Genomic DNA, 24534 nt, shown 5'->3' on the forward strand with positions numbered 1-24534 from the left:
GCTTAGCGCTCTACAGTTTCCATAAGAAACGCTTCGATAATGTCGCCCTCTTGGACGTCATTATAGCGTTCCAAAGTTATGCCACATTCATAACCTTGCGCCACTTCTTTGGCATCATCTTTGAAACGTTTCAAAGTATCAACCTTACCTGTGAACACTACGATTCCGCTACGGATCAAGCGCATTTCAGCATTACGGGTAATTTTACCAGAAGTAACCATACATCCTGCAATGGTACCCACTTTGCTGATTTTGAACACGCTGCGAACTTCGGCGTGACCGATAACATTCTCTTTATAGATAGGATCGAGCATGCCTTTCATGGCACTTTCGATTTCTTCAATTACGTTGTAGATAATGTTGTGCAGACGAACATCTACTTTTTCTTGCTCAGCAGCTGCTTTGGTCTGTGCGTCTGGACGAACGTTAAAGCCGATAACGATAGCATTAGATGCTGCTGCAAGCGTAATATCGGATTCAGTAATCGCACCAGCACCGCTGTGAATGATCTTCACGCGTACGCCTTCTACTTCGATCTTAGCCAAGGAACCTTTAAGCGCCTCGACTGAACCTTGTACGTCAGCTTTGATAATCACGTTAAGGTCTTTGATCTCGCCATCTTTAATGTGCTGGAACAGATCATCCAAAGTTACACGGGTGTTCGTATTCAGCTCAGATTGACGTTGGGAAGTGGAACGTCTATCAGCAATCGCACGGGCTTTACGCTCGTCTTCGAATGCCATAAACGGATCGCCAGCTTGTGGCACCTCAGTCAAACCAGTAATTTCTACTGGAGTAGATGGTCCAGCTTCTTTAATCTTACGACCTTTATCATTGACCATCGCACGTACACGTCCGAAGCAGTTACCTGCTACAAAGGCATCGCCGACTTTCAACGTACCGTTCTGAACGAGTATACGAGCAACTGGTCCACGGGATTTATCAAGCTCAGCTTCTATAACAGTACCGCGTGCCCGTTTGTCAGGGTTCGCTTTGTACTCATTAACTTCAGCTACGAGCAGGATCATTTCCAGCAGTTCTTCCAAGTTAATACGTTGTTTCGCAGAGAGGTTAACGAAGATGGTATCTCCACCCCACTCTTCAGGAACAAGTTCATAACTTGTAAGCTCTTGCTTCACCTTGTCAGGATCTGCGCCCGGCTTGTCGATTTTATTAACAGCGACAATAATCGGAAGTCCAGCAGCCTTAGCGTGCGCAATAGCTTCAACGGTCTGAGGCATAACACCGTCATCAGCAGCAACTACGATAATTGTCATATCCGTAACCTGTGCACCACGAGCACGCATAGCAGTAAATGCTTCGTGACCAGGTGTATCAAGGAACGTGATTTTCTTTTGATTGATTTCGACTTGATAAGCACCGATGTGCTGAGTGATTCCGCCGGCTTCGCCTAGAGTCACATTTGTCGAACGAATAGCATCAAGCAGTGTAGTTTTACCATGGTCAACGTGACCCATAATAGTAACTACTGGAGGACGAGTCTGAAGATCCTCTTCATTGTCATTCTCTTCCACTGTTTCGAAGCTGTCCTCATCAACAGGAATCTTCACTTCTACTTCTACGCCAAATTCAGCAGCGAGTAGCAAAATGGTGTCGATATCAAGTTCTTGGTTGATGGTAGCCATAACACCCATTGAAATCAGCTTTTTGATTACTTCAGAAGCATCCTTGTGAAGCAATTTCGCTGTTTCACCAACGGTCATGCTGCCACGAACGATGATTTTCTTAGGTGTGTTATCGATCTTCTCGCGGTGTACCATTGGCTGGTTCTTGCCACGACCATTCTTACCACCACGACCGCGGTAGTTACCACCTTTACCATCATCAAAACGTCTTTGATTATTATTTGGTCTGCCACCAGTTGTGTTCTTTTTAGGACCTCTGTCATCACCGCGTGTGAAACCTCCGCCTGTGCCAGATTGACCTTGTGGACGGCTGTCAGTGCGTGGTGCACTGTTTTGTCCTTGCGGACGGCTGCCACTTGTGTTGCTTCCTTGTGGACGGCTTCCACCGGTGTTGCTGCCTTGTGGGCGGCTACCACCAGTATTGCTGCCTTGCGGACGGCTGCCACCGGTATTGCTACCTTGTGGACGGTTGCCGCCAGTATTACTGCCTTGCGGACGGCTGCCACCGGTATTGCTACCTTGTGGGCGATTGCCGCCGGTAGTGCTGCTTTGCGGGCGGCTGCTACTAGTACTGTTAGTACTGTTAGTACGTGGAGCACCGCTTTGTTGCGGACGTGCATTCTGCGTTGAACCTGTTTGTGTTCTGCGGGAATCTTGTCCGCTTTGGGGCCTTGGGGACGTCGTCGATTGGTTGTTGTTTTGGTTACTGTTCATACCTACCTGCTTTTCCTGTTGATTTTTGTTGGCATTCTGAGCACTTTGAGGTTCGGCTGTTACCGCACCGGTTGTTACCGGCCGGCTGCTGGTGCCGGTATCCCGCTTGGCTGCAGCGTTTGATTTGATATCCTTAAAGAACTGTTCAACTTTGTTCACGGATCCATTCTCCATGACACTCATATGATTATTCACGGGGACATTCAAACGCTTCAGAATAGTAATAATTTCTTTACTGCTCATGTTTAGTGACTTTGCGTATTCGTACACGCGCAATTTATCTTTGTTCTCTTCTTTAGTCAATAAATCCACCTCCGACAGTATCTCCGAGTTGCTTGGAGATCATTTCCGCGAATCCTTTATCCGTAATGGCCAGTACTACACGCTGGTCTTTACCAATACTTGCACCGAGTTCATCCCGGTGAAATGCGATTACTAGTGGAATATCGTAAGTTCCGCATTTATCACGGAACTTTTTTTGGGTATTATCTGAAGCGTCACCTGCCAGAACGACCAGCTTCGCCTCTGAAGACCGTACAGCTTTGAGTACAGCCTCGTCACCGGTGACTATCTTGCCTGCTCTCATGGCAAGCCCTAAATAAGAAAGCGCCTTACTCATTATCCTCACTATCCTTTGCTGCTAGAAACTGCTCTTCCACGGATGTAAACTCCCGGGCTAGCTGGGCGTAGATTTCAGGACTCACTTGACATTTCAATGCACGGTCAAGTGCTTTGTTCTTTTGTGCCAGCTGAAAGCATTCAAGCTTGCCGCATATGTAAGCACCACGGCCTGACTTCTTACCCGTCAGATCAATCAGCACTTCACCTTCAGGCGTTCTTACCACACGAATCAGCTCTTTTTTAGGCATCATCTCTTGGGTAGCAACGCATTTACGCAGCGGCACCTTTTTTTGTTTCATACCAAACGCCTCCCGTCAAGCAGGTTAATTAATCTATGGAGACGGAATCCTGATGCATTTCATCAATAGAAGATTTCGGTCTGCCGTATTCCTGCTCCGCTTGAGTTTCACTCTTGATATCAATCTTCCAGCCGGTAAGTTTAGCGGCAAGACGTGCATTTTGCCCTTTAATACCGATAGCCAGTGATAATTGATAGTCAGGAACGATAACTCTCGCCATCTTCTCCGCTTCAAAGACTTGAACTTCAAGAACCTTGGAAGGGCTTAGTGCATTCGCAACATATTCCTGCACCAGATCAGAATAACGGACGATATCGATCTTCTCACCGCGAAGCTCAGTAACGATGGTCTGAACGCGTGTGCCTCTTGGACCTACGCAAGAACCAACGGGATCTACTTCTGGATTGCGGGAATACACAGCAATCTTCGAGCGGAAGCCAGCTTCACGAGCTACAGAACGAATCTCAACTACACCGTCAAATATTTCAGGAACTTCAAGCTCGAACAGACGCTTCAGTAATCCAGGATGACTGCGGGAGAGCATAATCTGCGGACCTTTTGTTGTATTCTCAACTTTTGTGATATAAGCCTTGATGCGTTCGCTTTGTTTGAACTTTTCACCTGGCATCAATTCGCTAAGCGGAAGAACCGCTTCGATTTTACCAAGATCAATGTATATGTTCCGCATATCTTGACGTTGAACTAGTCCAGTAACGATATCATCTTCTTTGTCGATAAAAGCATTATAGATAAGTCCACGCTCTGCTTCGCGAATCCGTTGAGTTACAACCTGCTTAGCAGTCTGTGCGGCAATACGTCCAAAATCACGCGGTGTCACTTCAAGCTCAGCGATATCTTCCAGCTGGAAATGCGGGTTAATTTCTCTGGCTGCCGGCAATGAGATTTCAGTCCTTGTATCCAGGACCTCCTCAACAATTAACTTGCGGGCAAACACTTTAATGACACCTGTATTGCGATTCATGTCAACACGCACGTTCTGTGCTGCATTGAAATTACGTTTATAACTAGAGATCAGCGCCGCTTCAATCGCTTCAAACAGCACATCTTTACTGATGCCTCTCTCCCTCTCCAGCTCATTCATTGCTTCAATAAACTCCATACTCATGAATTTCCGGCCCCCCTTTCAAGACGTTAAAAAATAATGGCCAATCTCGCACTTGCGACCTTGGCGTACGGTACTACATGTTCTTTTTTGCCCGCGGAGATGAGCAGTTCCTCGTTCTCGAACGAGAGCAAACGACCTTCAAATTCTTTGAGTCCTTGAATCGGCTCATAAACAGTCACATACACGTCCTTACCTACCGCTTTAGCTACATCCGCAGCTTTTTTGAGAGGACGCTCTGCTCCCGGCGAGGAAACCTCAAGGAAATATGCCTCAGGAATAGGATCATTCTCATCTAACTTCTGACTGAAATATTCGCTAATGATCCCGCAGTCATCAATATCAATGCCGCCTTCTTTATCTACGAATATACGCAGAAACCAATTGGAGCCTTCCTTCACGTATTCAACGTCCACCAGTTCGAAACCATTGTCGTCGAGATAGGGCCCGAGCATCTGCTCTACCGTTTGTTTAATTTTAGATTTGGGTGTGCTCAAAAGAAAATTACCTCCACGAACTTGTCTTTTGCTATATACCAAAGATAAAGAGTGGGTTTCCCCACTCTTTACACAACGGACTTATCTCATTATTACCAAAGAAATTATACCATAGGGAAACTGGACTGACAAGTGCTAGCCCTTGACTCCCCCTTTGGAGCACTCTTTTCTAGCCATGAAATAAGTGTTGTTAAAGCCTTTAAAATAGGGAAAGTTGATTGCTTTCCGGTAAGCCGCGGAAGCAGCCCATGCCAGTCAGCAGCTCAATAACCGTCTTACTTGCCTTTGATTTCTGCTGGAAATCTTCAATAGACAGGAACTCTCCAGCATCTTTCGCAGCAGCTATGTTGATAGCAGCATTCTCACCAATTCCCGCTAATGCGGAAAACGGAGGAATCAAACTCTTGTCATCAACAATAAACTTATTCGCTTCTGAGCGGTAAAGATCAATGTTTTTGAATGTAAACCCACGTGCCGTCATCTCCAAAGCCATCTCAAGGACAGGCAACATAGCCTTTTCCTTAGGCAAAGCCTGAAATCCTTTTTGCTCGATTTCTACGATCTGACGGTTGATGGCTTCATACCCCTTACAGCACAATTCAATATCAAAATCTGCTGCACGTACAGAGAAATAAGTCGCATAATATTCAATAGGATGATACAGCTTGAAGTAGGCGGTACGTACTGCAGAAATTACGTATGCAGCAGCATGCGCCTTCGGGAACATGTATTGAATCTTCAGACAAGAATCAATATACCATTGTGGGACCTTGCACTTTTTCATTTCCTCGATCCATTCGTCAGACAAACCTTTACCTTTACGAACACTCTCGGTAATTTTAAAGGCCAAGCTCGCATCCATTCCCGCTTTATAAATTAAGAAGAGCATGATGTCATCACGACAACCGATAACGGTCTTAATGTTACACGTGTTATTCTTTATAAGCTCTTGAGCGTTACCAAGCCAAACTCCAGTACCATGAGACAAACCTGATATTTGCAGTAAGTCAGCAAAGCTGGACGGTTTCGACTCAATAAGCATTTGACGTACGAACTTGGTCCCCATTTCGGGCACACCATAGGTCGCAACCGGTGATCTGATTTCGTCAGGTCTCACTCCAAGTGCATCTGTAGAGTTAAACATGCTCATAACTTTCGGATCATTCATCGGGATAGAAGTTGGATCCACACCTGTCAAATCCTGAAGCATCCGCATCATCGTCGGATCATCATGACCCAGAATATCAAGCTTCAGCAAATTCGCGTCAAAGGCGTGATAATCAAAGTGCGTGGTCTTCCATTCAGCATTGACATCATCCGCCGGGAATTGTACTGGCGTAATATCTTCTACCTCCATATAGTCTGGAACAACGACTATACCACCCGGATGCTGTCCCGTACTACGTTTAACACCTGTACAGCCAGCCGCCAGACGGCCAACTTCAGCTCCACGCCAACGTTTCTGGTGAAGTTCTTCGTATTTTTTTGCAAATCCGAAGGCTGTCTTCTCAGCTACGGTACCAATCGTTCCGGCACGGAATACATTTTTCTCACCAAACATTTCTTTGGTAAAGTTATGTGCATTCGGCTGATATTCCCCTGAGAAGTTCAAGTCGATATCGGGAACTTTATCCCCTTTAAATCCAAGGAAGGTCTCGAACGGAATATCCTGGCCTTCACCTTTGAGCTTCTGACCGCAATCCGGACAGACTTTATCTGGTAAATCGAATCCGCTCCGCACACTACCGTCCAGGAACCATTCACTATGGCGACACTCGGGATCTAGGCAAATATAATGCGCAGGCAACGGATTAACTTCTGAAATCCCAAGAAATGTAGCGACTACAGAAGAACCTACGGAACCCCGCGAGCCTACGAGATACCCATCCTGATTTGATTTTTTTACGAGACGTTCAGAAATCAAATAGTTGGCAGAGAACCCGTATTTAATAATCGGTGCAAGCTCTTTCTCCAAACGGGCAATAACTACTTCAGGCAGCTCTTCACCGTAAATGGATTTGGCTGTATTGTAGCAGGTCTCGCGAATTTCTTCGTCCGCCCCGTCAATAATTGGTGTAAATAGCTTATCTGGAAATAGCTCCAGTTCTTCAAAACGCTCCGCCAGCTCAACTGTATTTGTGACAACGACTTCCATCGCTTTTTCAGCACCGAGAAATTCGAATTCAGACAGCATTTCATCCGTTGTGCGGAAGTGTGCATCCGGTTTGCGTTGGTCTTTAAGCGGACTAAAGCCTGTGATCCCATTAATCGTAATATCACGATACAGCTTGTCCCGGGGTTCAAGATAATGCACATTCCCCGTTGCGATAACAGGTTTATTTAACTGTTCCCCTATTTCGCAAACCTTGCGGACTACATCGCGAAGCTCATCAGGGCCTGCTACAAAACCCTTGTCCACCAAGTGCATGTACATGGTCAATGGCTGAATCTCCAGCACATCATAAAAATGAGCAACCTCCATGGCTTCCTCAGTCGTTTTGTTGAGTACTGCTTCAAAAAACTCTCCACGTTCACAACCGGAAATCACTAGCAGTCCATCTCTATGCTCTTCCAGCTTGGATTTTGGAATACAAGGTACACGTTTGAAATATTCCGTATGTGACATGGAAATGAGCTTATAAAGATTTTTTTTGCCTATTTGATTAAGTGCATAAATATTACAGTGGAACGGTCTTGTGTTCGAAAGATCATTACCCACATAATCGTTTAGTCGATCAAGGCGGGTCATGCCCTTCATCTTTTCAGCATCTGCGAGCAATCCTGTTAATATACCGCCGAGTGCTATGGTATCATCAATCGCACGGTGATGGCTTTCCAGAAGAACTTTATATTTATCGGCTAATGTGTTCAGCCTGTGATTCTTCATGCTTGGATATAGTAAGCGAGCGAGCTCAAGCGTATCAAGAGATGGATTCGGAAGATCAGGTTCACCTATTTTACGTAACGAGGCCTGAATAAAACCCATATCAAACCTGGCGTTATGAGCTACAAGGATACTGTCACCCACAAATTCAACAAACTTACGCAGTACTGGTTCAAGATCAGGAGCATCTTTTACCATTTCATCCGTAATATTGGTCAATTGCTGAATATGATAAGGGATTTTCTCATGCGGATTAACAAAAGTAGAATAACGGTCTACTTCTTTGCCTTCGCACATTTTAATGGCCGCCAGCTCCGTAATATTATTGCGGGTAATCGATAAACCCGTGGTTTCTATATCAAACACTACATAGGTAGCTGTCTTCAAGTCCAAAGGCTGAGCATTCTCGACAATATTCACAGAGTCATTCACAACATTAGCTTCCACACCATAAATCATTTTTATCTTATGCTTATGAGCTGCATGGTTTGCATCAGGAAAAGCCTGAACGCCACCATGATCAGAAATAGCAATCGCAGGATGACCCCACTGGGCAGCTGTTTTGACATAGGTAGTGATCGGAGTGACCGCATCCATCGTACTCATCGTAGTGTGAAGGTGGAATTCCACCCGTTTCTTAGGAGCAGTATCTTTACGTGCAGGCGGTGCCTTAACTTCCGTTAAATCCGAAGGGATCATCACGAGCTCAGGAATCTGCATAAAACGGTCATATTCTACTTTTCCGCGTGCTCTTACCCATTTGCCATTAGCTAGCTGACTCATAACCTTCAGATCATCTTTAGTCTTCGCGAACATCTTCATTTGTAGAGAATCCGTAAAATCGGTCAGACTGAAAGTGAACAAGGTACTGCCATTGCGAAGCTCCTTACGATCCAGACCAAAAATGGTACCCTGAATTGTAATTTTCTTCTCTTCATCTTGAATTTCAAGAATCGGCACAGCCTGTTCCTTAATTTCATACCCCACTTGAAGCTTAATTACTTCATTAGGATCGCTATCATCAGCAGGAGCTTCTGTTTCCACAGCAGTCATCATCTGCTCAACAATCTCGCGTTGTTCTTGCTGAAGCTTTTGCTGAAATTCTTCGAATGCTTCAACATTATTATTTTCGTTCTCCGCCATTAGTAATTTAACTTTTAAGGAGAGACCGAAATACTTATCATAAAATTTAATAATTGCTCCATCGATGCCTTTTTTGCGAGCCAGCTCCATCGAAGTGGAATCACTCATCGTTAACATTAAAGTATCCTCTTTAAGCTCCTGTGAGGAGCGGGTCAGCCAGCCGTTTACCGATGGAATCTCCCGATGCACCCACTCCAGAAACAGTCCCCAATATTCTTGGACAAGCTCCGCTCTACTAACCTTCTCATCATATAGGAACAAAAAGCTTACTTTAGCTATATGCTGTAGCTTCTCCCGCATTCTAAGGCTAAATGTCCGATATACCTGTGCTGGAACCAGACTTTCTTTCGTAATAACGATTTGCCAGTCCCGGTTGCCGCGACTGATCTCAACACGTTCTATATACCCGTCTAAAAAGTAGGGATCCATGATTGCAGGCGGAATTTCACCCTGCTTCATCAAGAGCTCGAACCTTTTTCTTCTCTCCTGGTTTTGTTCCATGCTTTCCTCCCACCTTTAATAACCCAGTTAAAACTATCCATGATATACAGTGAAAGTACAATATGATAAGAAGAAACGATGTTGTCGCCTTTTAAAGACGATAACTGTTTCTCGTAAAAATATAAGGATAATTTATAGCGAATTCCTATAAATTCTTATATTTTAAAAAGCTTCTGGTTTCAAAAAGCATTGGGTTCTTACGGCCCGCCGACTCCTCTCTCCAGAAGCTAAATTAAAATACTACAAGACTGTTGATCGGTGCCTAAAGATTAATATGCCTTTGCAAAAACCACAGTATGCTTGGCTGGTTGGCCACAGCAAATGCAGACTTGCTTAGTCTCCGCTGGATCAAAAGGAATATTGCGGCTACCCGCACCTGTCTCTTCCTTAACTTTGGACTCGCATTCTTCGGAACCACACCATCCAGCTAGAGCAAATCCACGTTTTTCATCCATCGAAGCCTTCATTTCCTCCAAGGAATCCACAGAATAGAAGTGGTCCTCGCGGAATTTCAGGGCACGTTCGAACATTTCGTTGTGAACCTGTTCAAGCATTGTTTGAACCTCTTCTACGAGGTTTTCCTGTTGAATAACCTTCTTCTCACCGGTGACACGTGAGACGAGAACGCAGACGCCATTCTCCATGTCGCGTGGTCCAAGCTCCAAACGTACTGGCACTCCACGCATTTCATATTCATTAAACTTCCAGCCTGGAGTAACATCTGAACGATCATCCACACGTACACGAACGCCAGCATTCTTCAATTCCTTGAACAGCTCGTCCGTCCGCCCAATCACAGCTTCGCGGGTCTTAGGAGGTCCGATAGGAATCATAATAACTTGCGTTGGAGCTACCTTAGGCGGCAGAACAAGACCGCGGTCATCTCCATGTACCATAATCAAGGAGCCAATCAAGCGAGTGGTTGAGCCCCATGAAGTAGTGTGTACATACTCCAAATTATTGTCACGGCTTAAATATTGAATCTCAAAAGCTGTGGCAAACTTGGTGCCGAGGTAATGTGAAGTAGCAGCCTGAACAGCGCGTCCATCCTTCATCATCGCTTCAATAGAATACGTATCTACCGCACCGGCAAAACGCTCGGAAGGTGTCTTTTGTCCAGTAATAACCGGAATGGCAAGATAGGTCTCGACAAAATCACGGTAGTTATCCAGCATCCGCATAGTTTCTTCGCGAGCTTCCGCTTCATTCTCATGCGCGGTATGCCCTTCTTGCCAAAGAAACTCAGTCGTGCGGATAAATGGTAATGTACGTTTCTCCCAACGAACCACGTTCGCCCATTGATTGATAAGTACAGGAAGGTCACGATAAGATTGAATCCATTTAGAGTACATGTGGCCGAACATGGTCTCTGAAGTAGGACGAACTGCGAGACGTTCCTCAAGTACGTCACCACCCGCTTCTGTTACCCATGGCAGCTCTGGATTAAAGCCTTCAATATGATCCTTTTCCTTCTGAAAGAAACTCTCTGGAATGAACACTGGAAAATAAGCGTTTCGATGCCCAGTTTCCTTGAGGCGACGGTTCATTTCCTCCTGAATATGCTCCCATATTTCATAGCCTTCTGGCTTAAATACAATACAGCCACGAACAGGAGAGTAATCCATCAAGTCTCCTTTTTTAATAACATCAATATACCAGCGTGAGAAATCCTCGCTTTGCGGCGTGATTTCCGTAACGAATTGTTTATCTTTAGCCATGTAATGGAATGCCTCCCGAAGAAAATTAGCCGCTGATCAAACGTAAAATATCATTATACGTAACAGCAATCATTAATAAAAATAGCAGTGCAAAACCTACAAAGTGAACCATGCCTTCATGACCCGGATCCACAGGTTTGCCACGCAGTGCCTCAACACCTAGGAATGCCAGACGGCTTCCATCGAGTGCCGGTATCGGCAAGAGGTTAAATATCCCCAGATATAGACTCAAAATAGCGGCCCAGTATGTAAGATACTGAATACCTTGTTGAGCAATTTGACCGGTTACCTCAAACGTACGAACCGGACCTCCAATATCATCCATATTGAATTTATTGATCAATTGTTTAAAGCCCAAAAAGATAGCTTCTGTCGTATCGACCATAGCTTTTCCTGAACCTGTTATCGTCTCGCCAAAACCAGCTTTACGAGTAGGTAGCTCAGGAGTGATGCCTATTTTACCGCCTTCTTGTCCTTCCATACTACGAGGAACTAGCTTAACGTTAAGGGTTTCTTCTCCCCGTTGCAGCGTCCAGTTCATTTCTTTACCTTTGGACTCCGAGGTCAAGCTAATCATTTTTTGGTAATCAGCACCGATTTTCTCACCATTGATGGAGACAATGATGTCGCCCTTTTGGAGTCCTGCTTCTTGCGCCGGCATTCCTTCGGAGACGTCGCCAATCTTAACAAAAGTAGGATTTTCAACTTGAATCCCGACCATTTGCAAATGAATGGCGAAGAGTACAAAAGCTAACAGAAAGTTCATCACAGGACCCGCAACGATAGCCAACGCACGCTGACCCACGGTCTTGCTGCCGAATTGACGATCTTTAGGTGCAATTTGTGTCTGTTGCGTCCCTTTAATCATCATCGCTTGCGGATGGACATCATAAGTAGTAACTTCTCCGTCCACATCTAAGGTAATCTGCAATTTATCTTCGAGATCGGTACTCAGCGCCTCACCACGGATAACATTTCTACGGGTATCTAGTGCATCCAGATAAATGTTTTTAACTTTATTGTCTTGTCCGAGCCTTACCGCAATGGTCTGTCCAGAACCAATCTCGACAATCTCAGGATCTTCACCAGCCATGCGGGCATAACCGCCAAAAGGCAGTAAGCGAAGAGTGAACTGAGTCTCATTCCGTTTATAAGAAAACAGTTTCGGACCGAAACCGATAGCAAATTCCCTCACGAGAATACCGGCGCGTTTGGCAAAATAATAGTGACCCCATTCGTGTACAGTCACAAGTACAAAAAACATGAGCACCGTTAAAAAAACGACCTGAACCATTTCCAAACGTATCATCCCCCTTTAGGTGTAAGACCGAAGTATGTCCTCTTAATTTATCATTATTCTCCGATCAGGCACAAGAGAATCAACTGTCCCAACCTATTTTTAGGGCAAAGTAAGTATTTCCAGTCAAGCAATAACGCCATCAGTGTTCCTTAAGGAGACGGTACGCGTTTACGCGAGAAATATAAGGATAATGTATAAAGTGAAACTTATACTTTCTTATATTTTTAAAAGGAGATCTTTCTACGTTCTACAGCGTAGCTGCCAGCTCTCGAACACGTCTATCACAGGATTCAATTTGTTCCAGATTCGGATTATGCTCGTTATTATGACAATCTAGCACTTCTCCGATAATCTCCTCAATACGCAGGAACGAGATCTCATGACTTAAGAATCGAGCAACTGCTATTTCGTTCGCAGCGTTGAAAGCAGTAGTCGCCGTTCCACCAGCTTTTCCGCAATCTATCGCTAGCTTCAGTGCAGGGTAACGTTCAAAGTCCATTTCACGGAAGGTCAAACGTCCTATCTCAGCTAACGACAAACGCTGTGCCGGAGATTCCCAACGATCTGGATAAGTAAGTGCATATTGAATCGGGACACGCATATCGGGATTGCCAAGCTGGGCAATAATACTGCTGTCACGGAATTCAACATAAGAGTGAATGATGCTCTCCGGGTGAAGCAGCACATTCACTTGTTCATACGGAAGACCGAATAACCAATGCGCTTCAATAACCTCTAAGCCCTTGTTCACCATTGTAGCAGAATCTATCGTTATTTTCGCGCCCATGCTCCAATTCGGATGACGAAGCGCATCTTCTACCGTCACATCCTTAAGCTGATCACGCGTAAAGTCACGGAATGAGCCGCCGGATGCTGTTAAAGTGATGTAGGCAATATCTGAGATATTCTCGCCATTGAGACATTGATATATAGCTGAATGCTCACTATCAATCGGCAACAGCTTAACTCCCTTACGATTAGCAAGATCAGTGACCAAATGTCCGGCCGTTACTAATGTCTCCTTATTGGCGAGTCCAATATGTTTGCCGGCTTCAATTGCCGCTAGTGTTGATTGAAGCCCTACGCTTCCCATAACAGCCGTTACGACCATTTCGGCATCGCCGCCAGCCGCCACTTCAACAAGCCCTTCATTCCCGCTGTAAAGCTCTATACCAGAAGGTAGGCTGGATCTAATCTCATCTGCCAGCTCTTTCGTTGCCACAGAGACTCTACGCGGGTTAAAACGACGAACTTGTTCCAGTAATAATGCTGTATTTGTTCCGGCCGCCAAGCCATCTACTTCAAAAGAGTCTGGGTGCATTGCGATGACATCTAGAGTCTGAGTGCCGATCGAACCCGTCGAACCTAGAACACTTATTTTTTTCATAGTTATACTCTCTCTCCCTTCGTTTAATAGTAAGGCATAAGCATTACAATATGTACGAATGGAAATACGATAATCCAGCTGTCACATCGATCAAGAATACCGCCATGCCCTGGCAAAAGTGTACCTGAGTCTTTAATGCCATACGCACGTTTATAAGCTGACTGCACAAGATCTCCAAGCTGTCCTAATATCGCACAAGAAAGCCCAATAAGCAATGCTCGTCCTATCGCCAAGTGTTCAGGAGCAAGCAGCGCAAACACGATAGAAATAAGCATCGAGATCAGTACCCCGCCAACAGCACCTTCCACCGTTTTGTTAGGACTGATGGCCGGCCAGAGCTTGTTCTTGCCAAAGCTTCTGCCTACAAAATATGCCCCCGCATCACTGCCCCAAATGCAGAACAGGAGCAAAAAAGTCCAGAACAAACCATGTCCGTCATCCGATGCACGAGCCTCGGCCATATAAGAGAAGCCCATTCCAATGTATACAATACCAGTAAACAGCAAGGCTGTTACTCGAATATCTAATTTATTTTTAGTGAAAACGGTGACCAGAAGGAACAATAACAGCAGAATCCAAATCCCTTGCTCCCAGGACAGCGGCTCAGAAACACCAAGCAAATTCCATGGGATCATGAAGCTTAGAATAGCTGCGTAACCCAGAAAAGTAGTACCGGAAAGCGTAGGAATACCTATCATTTTGACAAATTCATAAAAACCTATAAGAGCCATAGCAATAAGCAGAACCTGATACGGCCAGTTTCCCAGTACACATAACCCTAAAAATAATACTCCGGCAACAATTCCGGTAATCAATCGCTGCTTCAAAGGTTCCATCTCCTAACAAGCTACTTCAGTCCACCATAACGGCGTGTTCGTCGTTGATATTCAGCAACGGCCTGATGCAAATGCTCTTTGTCGAACTCAGGCCAGTACACATCAGTAAACCACAATTCACTATAGGCAATCTGCCATAACATAAAATTGCTAAGCCGAATTTCTCCACTTGTTCGTATCAACAAATCAGGATCGGGTAAACCAGCAGTTAATAGTCTGTTGTTAATCAACTCTGATGTAATTTCTTCTGGCGACAATATACCAGCTTGGATATCTTTCCCTAAACTGCGCATACAGCCTTCTATTTCATTGCGTCCACCATAGTTAAGAGCAAAATTTAAGATCAATCCAGTATTCTCTTTTGTTCGAGCTACCGCCTCTTCCATAGCCTTACGGGTATATGAAGGTAAAGCGTCAGCGTCACCCATCATGCGTACTTGAACATTCTTCTCGATTAGCTCATCAAGCTCAATCGCCAGAAACTCCCCAGGCAAACGCATCAAGTAATCGACTTCTTCTTTCGGGCGTATCCAGTTTTCTGTCGAGAACGCATACATCGTTAAGTATTTAATACCTAATTCGTCTGCAGCGATCGTAGCACGTTTGACAGCCTTCATGCCGTTTTGATGACCCATAACGCGCGGTAAGCCGCGCCGTTTAGCCCAGCGTCCATTACCATCCATAATCACAGCCACATGCCGGGGAATGTTATCCGGTGAAATCTCGACTGACTGTTGCCTGTCTTTACGGCTCAGCCACGCTTGAATCCGTTTGATCATTTCCGTTTCCTCCAAGCTCTTATCAGAAAGAGACAAACCCCACCATTAACGGAGGGGCCTTAAGTCTCTTGAATATCATTAAACTTCCATAATCTCTTTTTCTTTGGAGACAAGCACTTTGTCAACTTCGGCTATGAACTTATCCGTTGTTTTTTGAATGTCTTCCTGATGGCCACGGGACTCATCTTCAGAGATACCGTTTTTCTCCATCTTTTTAATATCATCGTTGGCATCACGGCGAATGTTGCGGATCGCTACTTTCGCTTCTTCACCAAACTTCTTAGTCAGCTTAACCAAGTCCGTCCGACGCTCTTCAGTCAGCGGAGGGATAGAAAGACGAATAATGGTGCCGTCATTGGCTGGCGTCAATCCGATATCGGATTTCATGATCGCCCGTTCAATATCAGACATCGATGTTTTGTCCCACGGCTGAATCAACAGTGTCCGGGAATCCGGAGTACTTATGTTGGCCAGCTGATTAATTGGAGTAGGTGCTCCGTAATATTCAACTTGAATACGATCGAGAAGCGATGTTGTTGCACGTCCTGCACGTAATGTTGCCAAGTCACGTTTCAGCGATGAAATCGCTTTGTCCATACGCTCTTCGGCATTTTTTTTGACCGATTGTGGCATTAATCTACACTCCCTTTAACAATCGTTCCGATCTTCTCACCGAGAACGACACGTTTGATATTGCCTTGTTCTGTAATGGCGAATACAATGAGCGGTATATTGTTATCCATGCATAAAGATGAAGCTGTTGAATCCATAACACCGAGGTTTTTATTCAGAACATCCATATAAGTAAGCTGTTCGAATTTCTCAGCTGTACTATCTTTGAACGGATCAGCAGAATATACTCCGTCAACCTTATTTTTCGCCATCAGAATAACTTCTGCTTCGATCTCTGCCGCTCTAAGTGCTGCAGTAGTATCTGTTGAGAAGAATGGGTTACCTGTGCCTGCTGCAAAAATAACAACCCGGCCCTTCTCCAAGTGGCGAATCGCACGACGACGAATATATGGTTCAGCAATTTGCTGCATCGAGATCGAAGTCTGCACTCTTGTTGGCACATCAATTTGCTCCAATGCGTCCTGAAGAGCAAGTGAGTTCATTACTGTTGCCAGCATGCCCATATAATCTGCAGTAGCGCGATCTATGCCGCTTGCGCTGCCCGCGATCCCGCGCCAAATGTTACCCCCGCCACAAACAATTGCAACCTGAACGCCAAGTTCTACAACTTCCTTGATCTGTTCAGCGATGGAAATAATCATGTCGGCATCAATACCATATCCGTTTTGTCCTGCCAAAGACTCTCCACTTACCTTAAGGACTACTCTCTTAAATACCGGCTGTTCCAAATGTATACCCTCACTTTCTGCAAAAGACGGAACACTACGTGTACGTGTTCCGCTCTTCTGATGCTTGCCTTTATTCAATTCTTCATATTTATGATGAAGCTATTATTGATTAACTTGTGCCATAACTTCTTCAACAAAGTTATCCACTTTCTTTTCCAAACCTTCGCCTAGTTCAAAACGAGCAAAACGACGGATCGAGATGTTTTCTCCGATGGTGCTGATTTTTTCATTCAACAATTGGGAGATTGTTTTGTCTGGGTCTTTAACGAAAGTTTGCTCAAGCAAGCAATATTCTTCGTAATATTTACCAATACGTCCTTCAACCATTTTTTCAATGATTTTCTCAGGCTTACCTTCGTTCAAAGCTTGAGCTTTCAGGATTTCTTTTTCTTTTTCAACATCTTCTTGTGGTACTTCTTCACGACGAACATAACGAGGGTTTGCTGCAGCGATTTGCATAGCGATATCGCGAGCAAATTCCTTGAAGGAATCTGTTTTACCAACAAAGTCAGTTTCGCAGTTGATTTCTACAAGTACACCAATGCGGCCGCCAGCGTGGATGTAAGATTCTACAACGCCTTCAGTAGCAATACGTCCTGCTTTGTTTGCTGCTGCGGACAGACCTTTTTCACGAAGCAATTCTGCTGCTTTAGTAATATCGTTATTAGCTTCTTCAAGCGCTTTTTTACAATCAAGCATACCAGCGCCTGTTCTTTCACGAAGTTCTTTTACTGCTTTTGCATCAACTGCCATTGTTTATTCCCTCCAGGTAATTGTCGTTTTCTTACATTATTCAAGGCCTTTATCCTAAAAAAAGGGCAGTGAGAGGTTATCCACCTGCCAACCACCCTTTTCATTTAAGTTCTTGTATGTGCTAGTCGCTACTTAAGCAGTAGTTGTGTCTTCGCCTTGGTGAGCTTCAACAACAGCGTCTGCCATTTTACCAGTCAACAATTTAACAGCGCGGATAGCGTCGTCGTTACCTGGAATTACGTAGTCGATTTCGTCTGGATCACAGTTAGTATCAACGATAGCTACGATTGGAATACCCAATTTGCGAGCTTCTGCAACTGCAATACGCTCTTTACGCGGGTCAATGATGAACAACGCGCTTGGAAGACCTTTCATGTTCTTGATACCGCCCAAGAATTTTTCAAGACGATCTTTCTCTTTGCGAAGAAGGATAACTTCTTTCTTAGGTAGTACTTCAAAAGTACCGTCTTCTTCCCAAGATTCCAATTTCTTCAAGCGATCAATACGCTTTTGAATAGTTTGGAAGTTAGTAAGCGTTCCGCCCAACCAACGTTGGTTAATGAAGAACATACCGGAACGTTCTGCTTCTTCTTTTACGGAATCTTGAGCTTGTTTCTTTGTTCCTACGAATAGGATTGTGCCGTTGTCACCAGCGACGCTTTTTACAAAGTTGTAAGCTTCCTCTACCTTTTTGACTGTTTTTTGCAAGTCAATAATGTAAATTCCGTTTCTTTCAGTGAAGATATAACGATCCATCTTTGGGTTCCAACGACGAGTCTGGTGACCGAAGTGTACCCCAGCTTCTAGAAGCTGTTTCATGGAGATTACTGCCATCTTCACACACCTCCTAAGTTTGGTTTATTGTGTGTCTCCTCCGCCATGCGTCATCTTTCAGCAAGACTTTCTTCAGAAGAAAGCACCCCTTGTCGAAATCAACCGGCGTGTGTTTTAACACCGTCAATTACTATACCATATTATCTCAGTGTATGCAACGATCACTTTAAAGTTATTAACTTCTCTATTATGGAGTCAATACTTTCTCCCTTATTAAAGCTATAAGAACCGGATTGAATTTTGGTATTAATCTTACGTTTGTTTGCAGCCTCTAGAAAAGTAGACTTATCTTTAATGACGCCAGCCTTCGCTAAAATATCTGTTGTTGCGGTCAATGTGCTGCCAGATGGAATTCGAACAGAAACACTAGCATTTGCTGTGACTTTAGGCGTTACAGGAGCTACAGCGGTTGGAGCGGCACTGGCCTTTGGAGTGACCTTTGGCTGCTCAACCTTGCCATTAGTAGGCGTAGATGGCTTGTTCGGCGCAATGGCTTTATCAGAGCTCTCAGGCGTTGTAGGTGACACTTCCGGCGTGGGGGAGGCTGCAGCTGCCGGCGCAGAGGGGCTGACATTCTCCTTGCTTTCTGCTGTCGGCCCCCCGGTCTCTGTGACTTCCTCTTTATTATCATTCTCAGTTTCCCCTGAGGAAAGTACTGCAGCTTCATCGATGACTTTCATATTCAGTTTCTCCGCACCCTGTAGAACTTGTTCTTTGGTAAGTGGAGCCGCTCCACCGGAGATCATTAATTGAAGTAATAAAGCGCCACTAATTAGTCCAGTGCCTAGCCCGAACAAGAATGAACGGTTCTTAATCATACCGATTCCTCCTGTTTGGCAAGTTGCAGAATCAGTTGCACTTCCCCTCGCTGAAGTCCAGCTGTCTTGGCAATGGAGTCTATCGATTTGCCCTGCTCATGCAGTTCAAACAATCTTGGGTAACGTAATTTTATCGAACTAATAGGTTTCGCTTTCACATCTGGCGACACTGAACTCATCTCTGCTTGGAGAGACGGATCTTCGTTAACACCAACTTTAACCTTCGAACCTTGTTCAACCGACACTGCAAGTTCTTTCAAACTCTTCTCTTCCTCGGCCACTCGTGCTTCTAGCTTTAAAGAGCTGTTCTGCAACTCTACCACTTGACTCTGTAATTCATTAACCTGTCCCTGCAGTACATTATGATTAGTTTGCGATTGTTGTTTAATACTACTAACTAATTGTACCAGTTCCTCATTCTCGCGCTCTATGTCTGCCATATATAGCTCAAGCGCAGCCTCTGTTTCCTTGAGGCTTTGCTGATTAGCTTTTCCTTCCTTTACACGTGCGGGAAGTAAAAGGGCATAAAGAATAGCAGCGACACCTACTAGCACAATATAAACCCATGGTTGCAAGTGCCTTATCTCCTTTTACATTTCAGATGTAGATTCATGTGGATTCTTATTAAAGACTTAGATCAATGCGTTGGCCTTTGTAAGGATGCTCGGCATCACGGGTTGCAGGCGAGTTCGAGTGTTTATCTGAAGAAGAATTTCCACCTGAATGAGGATTGCCTTTTCCACCGCCATCCCGTAAAGCTGATTCAGAAGACTCATCCACTTCAGTGCTCCGCATGGCCAATTCCTGACTTTGTTTTACATTTTGCCCAGCCAATTGATGTTGGTCGATAGCAGGACGTTGCTGAGATTCATTCTGAAGCTTGCCCGCCTCCGTGGTGCGAGGCAAAGCAATTTGCAGTTCCACCGGTTTTAGGCTCATCTTAACCCTTCTCTCACAAGTAATGGCCGGCCGCAAATGCTGCCCGCCCGATTAATTGTACGGCGTTAAAGATATATCCCCATCACTGTAAATAAACACAACCCGCTCCGTAGCATCCTTAACAAATCGGGTATATCTGCCGATCATGATCTTTGAACCGCCATAAATGGTTTTGATAACCTCAACTCTCGCTCTACCTGTATCTTCTAACATTCTTTCTATCTCTAGCACTCGTTCTTTAATTCTTTTTTCTTCACGTTGATGGGATTGTTTAGTAGCATTTAATTTGACGCGAAGCGCCACTTTATCCGCAGGGAGCTGACCGTTAGTAGCCAATTGATTTAATAGATACAAAGCTTTAGAGGTTTTATCCTCGTTCTCCAGCAGCTGCCGCAGCTCTTGACGAAGTTCGTTAATCTCATTTCTAAGCTCTGGAACCACGCCTACCTCAATCACAGTCGCAGTGGACATGGTGTTACCTATAGTTCTTGCTACAACTCTTTCTCCAGACTGAACGATTCCACCCACTATCAAACCTTTAGAGCCGTTACAGATAACATCTCTACCAGCACGTATATTGGAGTGCATAATACTCTGAGAAACAATTACATCTTCCCCAGCGGTTACGTTTCCATCTTGAATGAAAGAAACCTTCACACTTTTTCCAGCGGTAACTTGACCTTTGTTATATCCGATAATTCCACCAGTAATTTCAATGGAGCCCCCAGAGATTAACTCTGCACCTTCAACGCCGCCTACAACCCGAATATCACCGGCAGACTTTACCGTAAAGCCTGAAAGGACATTCCCACGTATGACGACTGTACCTACAAAATCAATATTTCCAGTGCCGTAATCGACATCACCATTCACTTCATATACAGGAAACACATTGATTTTCCCGTTATCAGTTAACGTGACCAGTCCATCAATCGCTGCGTACATCGAAGTGCCATCGTTATCAATGAGTACATTTTTCCCGATTTTAAAATGAGCTTCCTTTCCAGCCTTGAAAGCAAGCTCATCACCAGTTACAGTCATCCCTAGCTTTCCAGGCTGGGCAGGGATAATTTTAGCTATTAACTTTCCTTTAAGCACATTACGAAGCCGGACCAAGTCCTTGTAGTCGACCTTACCATCCGCTTTCTCAAGCGGTTTGCGGTCCTCTTCCAGATCAACTGTAAGCATAACTCGTCCATCCGTGCCATGCACAGCAGGATAACCTGCAGCAATCGGAACTTTACTCCAAAAAAACTCCTCAGGATGACTACTAATACGTTCGACAACATCACTCTTGATACCGTAGCGAATATTGTGACTGTGCAGGAAGGCTTCCAGTTCTGTAGATGAGCAGGAAAAATTCTCATCCTTTTTGGAGAACTGCAAATACGCGATTCCTTTGTCCTCCGAAAAAGTTATACTCAAGTACTGATTCAAAGCATATTGACCGATCAAATTTTGCTCCCCCTTGTCACCGCTAACGGTTAATCGTTCTGCATAAGGAGATCACGGTTCTTCTCGAGCGTTCCCCTCAGCCGCAAAATAGCTTTGGAATGCAACTGCGAAATTCTTGAAGGAGATAACGACATGACCTCAGCAATCTCACTTAAAGATAAATCTTCATAATATAAAAGGGACACAACGGTCCTTTCTTTCACCGTTAATTTCTCAATACCTTTGGTGAGCGCTTCGCGCAAGTAGAATTCATTTACCTTGCTATCCGGATTCTTAGCTTTATCGTCCACCAGTATGGACATTCGGGTCTCTGATTCCTCTTCACGAATCGGGTCTTCCAGTGAGCAAAGTGACATCACAGCCACATCCTGCAACATATTTTGAAATTCCAGTTCACTAATATTAAGGTATTGGCTCATTTCCTCGTCACTAACTGACCTTAAGTGCTTCTGCTCCAGCTGCTGATAAGCGTCCTCAATTTTTTTAGCTTTTTCCCTAACGGATCTAGGTACCCAATCACTTTGGCGTAATGAATCTAATATCGCACCACGCACACGCCAGGACGCATAGGTCTGAAATTGCAATCCTCGTTTGTAGTCGAATTTCTCAATCGCATCAATTAGTCCCATAACCCCATTGCTGGCTAAATCATCTTTGGATACATTTTTGGGTAATCCCACAGCCAAACGACTGGATACATAATCAACAATATGGAGATAACTCTCTATCAGCTTCTTTTTGGCTTCAGGGTCTCTGTGTTCTTTCCACTGTTCCCATAGCTCGTCAGTTTCCAATTGAGAAGCTTTACGCTCGTTCAATAGCTTTCACCCTTCCCAAAGTTTAGTCAGCGAGCATTCGCGGCGAAATGTACCTTCCAATAAGATCACCGATTCCGCCTCAGCCCTCACTTATTCTTCTTTCAGGTGACGAACGGCCTTGGCCAATTCTTCAGGATCCTTCATCGAAACTAGCTTAGGAGGTGTAAGAGGCTTAAATCCCTCGCTATTTTCGTTTCCTTGTCCTGGCTTCGGTTTTAGTAGATTGATTAATTCTTCATCCTCATTAGGGGTGCTGATGTCCAGCTTCGCCCCAAGTTCTTCACCGCCAGTGTCCACTTCATCCGGAGGCGATGTTTGAATCATAATAAAACCCAATACCCATCTTAAGAGAAAAGCAAGCAGAAACCAGATGATAAATGCAATTAGGCTTCTTAATAAACTAGTACCCAATACATTGTTACTGTAGGTTACAAAAAAGGTAAATATGAAACCTACCAAACCCGACACCAAGTTTATCAAAATGTTTCCAATCATATTCATAATTATAGTTCCTTAGCGCCTTTTTGCACACTGCGAATAAACAATATACCAGTGTTGCAGGCTATTTCTATCGTACGGCCATAATTGCCGCCTGTGTCTTCTGCGATTAACGGAATTTTTAAATTTTCAAGTGCTAGTTTACAAGATTCAACATTACGAGGCCCGATCCTCATGGTGTCGCTCCCCCCGGCAAAGGCAAACATTTGTGAACCTCCGGCCATCTTGGCTACGATCCGGCTCCGAACCGCCCCAAGCTCTAGCAGACGGGATAAGAGCTCCGGCACTGCGGTATCTGCAAACTTAGCGATGTTTAACTGCCCTTCCCTAGCAATCTCAGATGATGGGAGCATCACATGCGCCATCCCTGCGAGCTTTTTTCCAGGGTCAAACAATGTTAATCCCACGCAGGAGCCAAGACCTGTGGTACGAATTAAACTATCTTGGCTGCCAACGTTAAGATCCGCCATCCCTACTTTAATAATGCTTTGTTCTTCAATCATTTTCAAAAGGAACTCCTAGCGATTTGAAGATTTTCGGGAATGATTCCGGATCGGGAATAAGGAAAAATTGCCCTTCAATTTCGTTTTTCCCCTCAAAGAAGGTAGTGTCGATCAACAATGCATCGTCCCCCATCTGCCCGAATTGCAGCAGACCGTAGCTAAGGATGGCGCCAGCCATGTCCATAGCAAGGGCCGGAACCGTTGGATACATAGAAAGTGAGGTGAAGTCTGCTAGAGAAGAAAGATACGAACCTGCCAAAATATTGCCAATTTCGCTTAGCGCAGAAAGTTCCATTTCTCCAAGCTCTTCATCACTCGACAGCTCAATGCCTGCAATACGACTAAGCAAGTTCATTGCCGCTTCTGGTGACAGAATGAAAAACAGGTTACCTGGAGCTTCACCCTCCACACGTAGAAACACCGCATATACTAGTTCTTCGGCTCCGCCAACTTTATCAGTAATTTCTTCAAAGTTAAGGAGCTGTACCTTAGGAACAGCCATATCTATCGGCTTGTTCAAGAGCTGTGATAATGCGGTGGCTGCATTTCCAGCTCCAATGTTCCCAACTTCCTTAAGCACATCCATTTTGAAATCCTTATAGTGCTTAAATAGTTCCACAGGTTAGCCCTCTAGGCTTTCTAATTGAACGATTTCGCTTTTGTTAAGCACTTCTGACAAGTTGAGCATAATCAGTAAGCGCTCGTCTCCAATCTTGGCCACCCCATCCAAATACTTCGCCTTGATGCCGCCAACAACATCAGGAGGTGTATCAATAGAATCTCTGTTCAGATCTATAACATCATTTGCAGAGTCTACAATGAAGCCTACTTCCATTTCATTAACAGATACGATGATGATTCTTGTCTGATCGGTGTGTTCAGCCTCTTCGATGCCGAAACGGCCCCGTAAATCAATTACAGGAATAACAACACCACGTAAATTAATTACACCTTTGATAAATGAATAGGTCTTAGGTACACGAGTAATGGGCATCATGCGCTCAATAGTTTGTACCTTCTCAACTTCAATTCCATATTCCTCTACGCCTAATTTGAACACTATCACTTTAATATCTTCAGCCATGGAATGAACCTCCCTGTTCTATC

At 44.6% G+C, this 24534-nt stretch carries 24 protein-coding genes; all 24 read right to left on the bottom strand.

Going from position 1 to position 24534, the window contains the following annotated elements:
* Window positions 1-2: 2 nt before the first annotated feature.
* A complete protein-coding gene (gene infB / locus NSQ50_RS18295) occupies window positions 3-2663 on the bottom strand; it encodes a translation initiation factor IF-2 (RefSeq protein WP_076143852.1) in 2661 nt (886 codons plus the stop codon).
* Window positions 2656-2979 carry a YlxQ family RNA-binding protein gene (locus tag NSQ50_RS18300; RefSeq protein ID WP_036688466.1) on the bottom strand — a complete coding sequence of 108 codons (324 nt, stop codon included), beginning with the start codon at window positions 2977-2979 and terminating at the stop codon, window positions 2656-2658. Before NSQ50_RS18300 ends, infB begins: the two co-directional genes overlap by 8 nt.
* Window positions 2972-3280, bottom strand: coding sequence for an RNase P modulator RnpM (rnpM, locus tag NSQ50_RS18305; protein ID WP_036688467.1), 309 nt, complete (start codon window positions 3278-3280; stop codon window positions 2972-2974). The genes NSQ50_RS18300 and rnpM overlap by 8 nt, the downstream gene beginning before the upstream one ends.
* Before the next feature lie 28 nt (window positions 3281-3308).
* Window positions 3309-4406 (bottom strand): transcription termination factor NusA, encoded by a 1098-nt coding sequence (gene nusA, locus NSQ50_RS18310; protein WP_036688470.1) that lies wholly within the window; start codon window positions 4404-4406, stop codon window positions 3309-3311.
* A gap of 26 nt (window positions 4407-4432) precedes the next feature.
* Entirely contained in the window at window positions 4433-4900 is a 468-nt protein-coding gene (gene rimP, locus NSQ50_RS18315) for a ribosome maturation factor RimP (protein WP_076127842.1), read from the bottom strand.
* Window positions 4901-5099: 199 nt separating this feature from the next.
* A complete protein-coding gene (locus tag NSQ50_RS18320) occupies window positions 5100-9428 on the bottom strand; it encodes a PolC-type DNA polymerase III (RefSeq protein WP_076100393.1) in 4329 nt (1442 codons plus the stop codon).
* Window positions 9429-9697: 269 nt separating this feature from the next.
* A complete protein-coding gene (gene proS, locus NSQ50_RS18325) occupies window positions 9698-11146 on the bottom strand; it encodes a proline--tRNA ligase (protein ID WP_036688477.1) in 1449 nt (482 codons plus the stop codon).
* A gap of 25 nt (window positions 11147-11171) precedes the next feature.
* A complete protein-coding gene (gene rseP / locus NSQ50_RS18330; protein WP_036688480.1) occupies window positions 11172-12446 on the bottom strand; it encodes an RIP metalloprotease RseP in 1275 nt (424 codons plus the stop codon).
* A gap of 247 nt (window positions 12447-12693) precedes the next feature.
* Entirely contained in the window at window positions 12694-13833 is a 1140-nt protein-coding gene (locus tag NSQ50_RS18335; RefSeq protein ID WP_036688483.1) for a 1-deoxy-D-xylulose-5-phosphate reductoisomerase, read from the bottom strand.
* 23 nt (window positions 13834-13856) lie between these two features.
* A complete protein-coding gene (locus tag NSQ50_RS18340) occupies window positions 13857-14660 on the bottom strand; it encodes a phosphatidate cytidylyltransferase (protein WP_076100390.1) in 804 nt (267 codons plus the stop codon).
* Between the two features lie 20 nt (window positions 14661-14680).
* Window positions 14681-15448 carry an isoprenyl transferase gene (locus NSQ50_RS18345; RefSeq protein ID WP_036688488.1) on the bottom strand — a complete coding sequence of 256 codons (768 nt, stop codon included), beginning with the start codon at window positions 15446-15448 and terminating at the stop codon, window positions 14681-14683.
* Between the two features lie 78 nt (window positions 15449-15526).
* Window positions 15527-16081, bottom strand: a complete 555-nt coding sequence (gene frr / locus NSQ50_RS18350; protein ID WP_036688489.1) for a ribosome recycling factor — start codon at window positions 16079-16081, stop codon at window positions 15527-15529.
* Window positions 16081-16809: a UMP kinase gene (pyrH, locus tag NSQ50_RS18355; protein ID WP_036688491.1), complete on the bottom strand. Its 729-nt coding sequence runs from the start codon at window positions 16807-16809 to the stop codon at window positions 16081-16083. The genes frr and pyrH overlap by 1 nt, the downstream gene beginning before the upstream one ends.
* A 102-nt stretch (window positions 16810-16911) precedes the next feature.
* Window positions 16912-17562, bottom strand: a complete 651-nt coding sequence (gene tsf / locus NSQ50_RS18360; protein WP_036688492.1) for a translation elongation factor Ts — start codon at window positions 17560-17562, stop codon at window positions 16912-16914.
* A 132-nt stretch (window positions 17563-17694) separates the two neighbouring features.
* Window positions 17695-18396: a 30S ribosomal protein S2 gene (rpsB, locus tag NSQ50_RS18365; protein ID WP_036688493.1), complete on the bottom strand. Its 702-nt coding sequence runs from the start codon at window positions 18394-18396 to the stop codon at window positions 17695-17697.
* A gap of 161 nt (window positions 18397-18557) precedes the next feature.
* A complete protein-coding gene (locus tag NSQ50_RS18370) occupies window positions 18558-19214 on the bottom strand; it encodes an endolytic transglycosylase MltG (RefSeq protein ID WP_076223195.1) in 657 nt (218 codons plus the stop codon).
* Window positions 19211-19789 (bottom strand): hypothetical protein, encoded by a 579-nt coding sequence (locus NSQ50_RS18375; RefSeq protein WP_076223193.1) that lies wholly within the window; start codon window positions 19787-19789, stop codon window positions 19211-19213. Before NSQ50_RS18375 ends, NSQ50_RS18370 begins: the two co-directional genes overlap by 4 nt.
* A 49-nt stretch (window positions 19790-19838) precedes the next feature.
* Window positions 19839-20153: a hypothetical protein gene (locus NSQ50_RS18380; protein ID WP_036688496.1), complete on the bottom strand. Its 315-nt coding sequence runs from the start codon at window positions 20151-20153 to the stop codon at window positions 19839-19841.
* Between the two features lie 51 nt (window positions 20154-20204).
* A complete protein-coding gene (locus tag NSQ50_RS18385; protein WP_036688497.1) occupies window positions 20205-21608 on the bottom strand; it encodes a DUF342 domain-containing protein in 1404 nt (467 codons plus the stop codon).
* 29 nt (window positions 21609-21637) lie between these two features.
* Entirely contained in the window at window positions 21638-22426 is a 789-nt protein-coding gene (locus NSQ50_RS18390; RefSeq protein ID WP_036688498.1) for a FliA/WhiG family RNA polymerase sigma factor, read from the bottom strand.
* 90 nt (window positions 22427-22516) lie between these two features.
* Window positions 22517-22927, bottom strand: a complete 411-nt coding sequence (locus NSQ50_RS18395; RefSeq protein ID WP_370510564.1) for a hypothetical protein — start codon at window positions 22925-22927, stop codon at window positions 22517-22519.
* A gap of 2 nt (window positions 22928-22929) precedes the next feature.
* Entirely contained in the window at window positions 22930-23427 is a 498-nt protein-coding gene (locus tag NSQ50_RS18400; protein WP_036688499.1) for a chemotaxis protein CheD, read from the bottom strand.
* Window positions 23420-24013: a chemotaxis protein CheC gene (locus NSQ50_RS18405; protein ID WP_370510568.1), complete on the bottom strand. Its 594-nt coding sequence runs from the start codon at window positions 24011-24013 to the stop codon at window positions 23420-23422. Before NSQ50_RS18405 ends, NSQ50_RS18400 begins: the two co-directional genes overlap by 8 nt.
* A 36-nt stretch (window positions 24014-24049) precedes the next feature.
* The gene (locus NSQ50_RS18410; RefSeq protein WP_036688501.1) at window positions 24050-24511 is read right to left on the bottom strand and encodes a chemotaxis protein CheW; all 462 of its coding nucleotides are present in this window, start codon (window positions 24509-24511) and stop codon (window positions 24050-24052) included.
* Between the last annotated feature and the right edge of the window lie 23 nt (window positions 24512-24534).

The organism is Paenibacillus sp. FSL R10-2788, from assembly GCF_038003885.1.
Lineage (GTDB): Bacteria > Bacillota > Bacilli > Paenibacillales > Paenibacillaceae > Paenibacillus_AQ > Paenibacillus_AQ odorifer.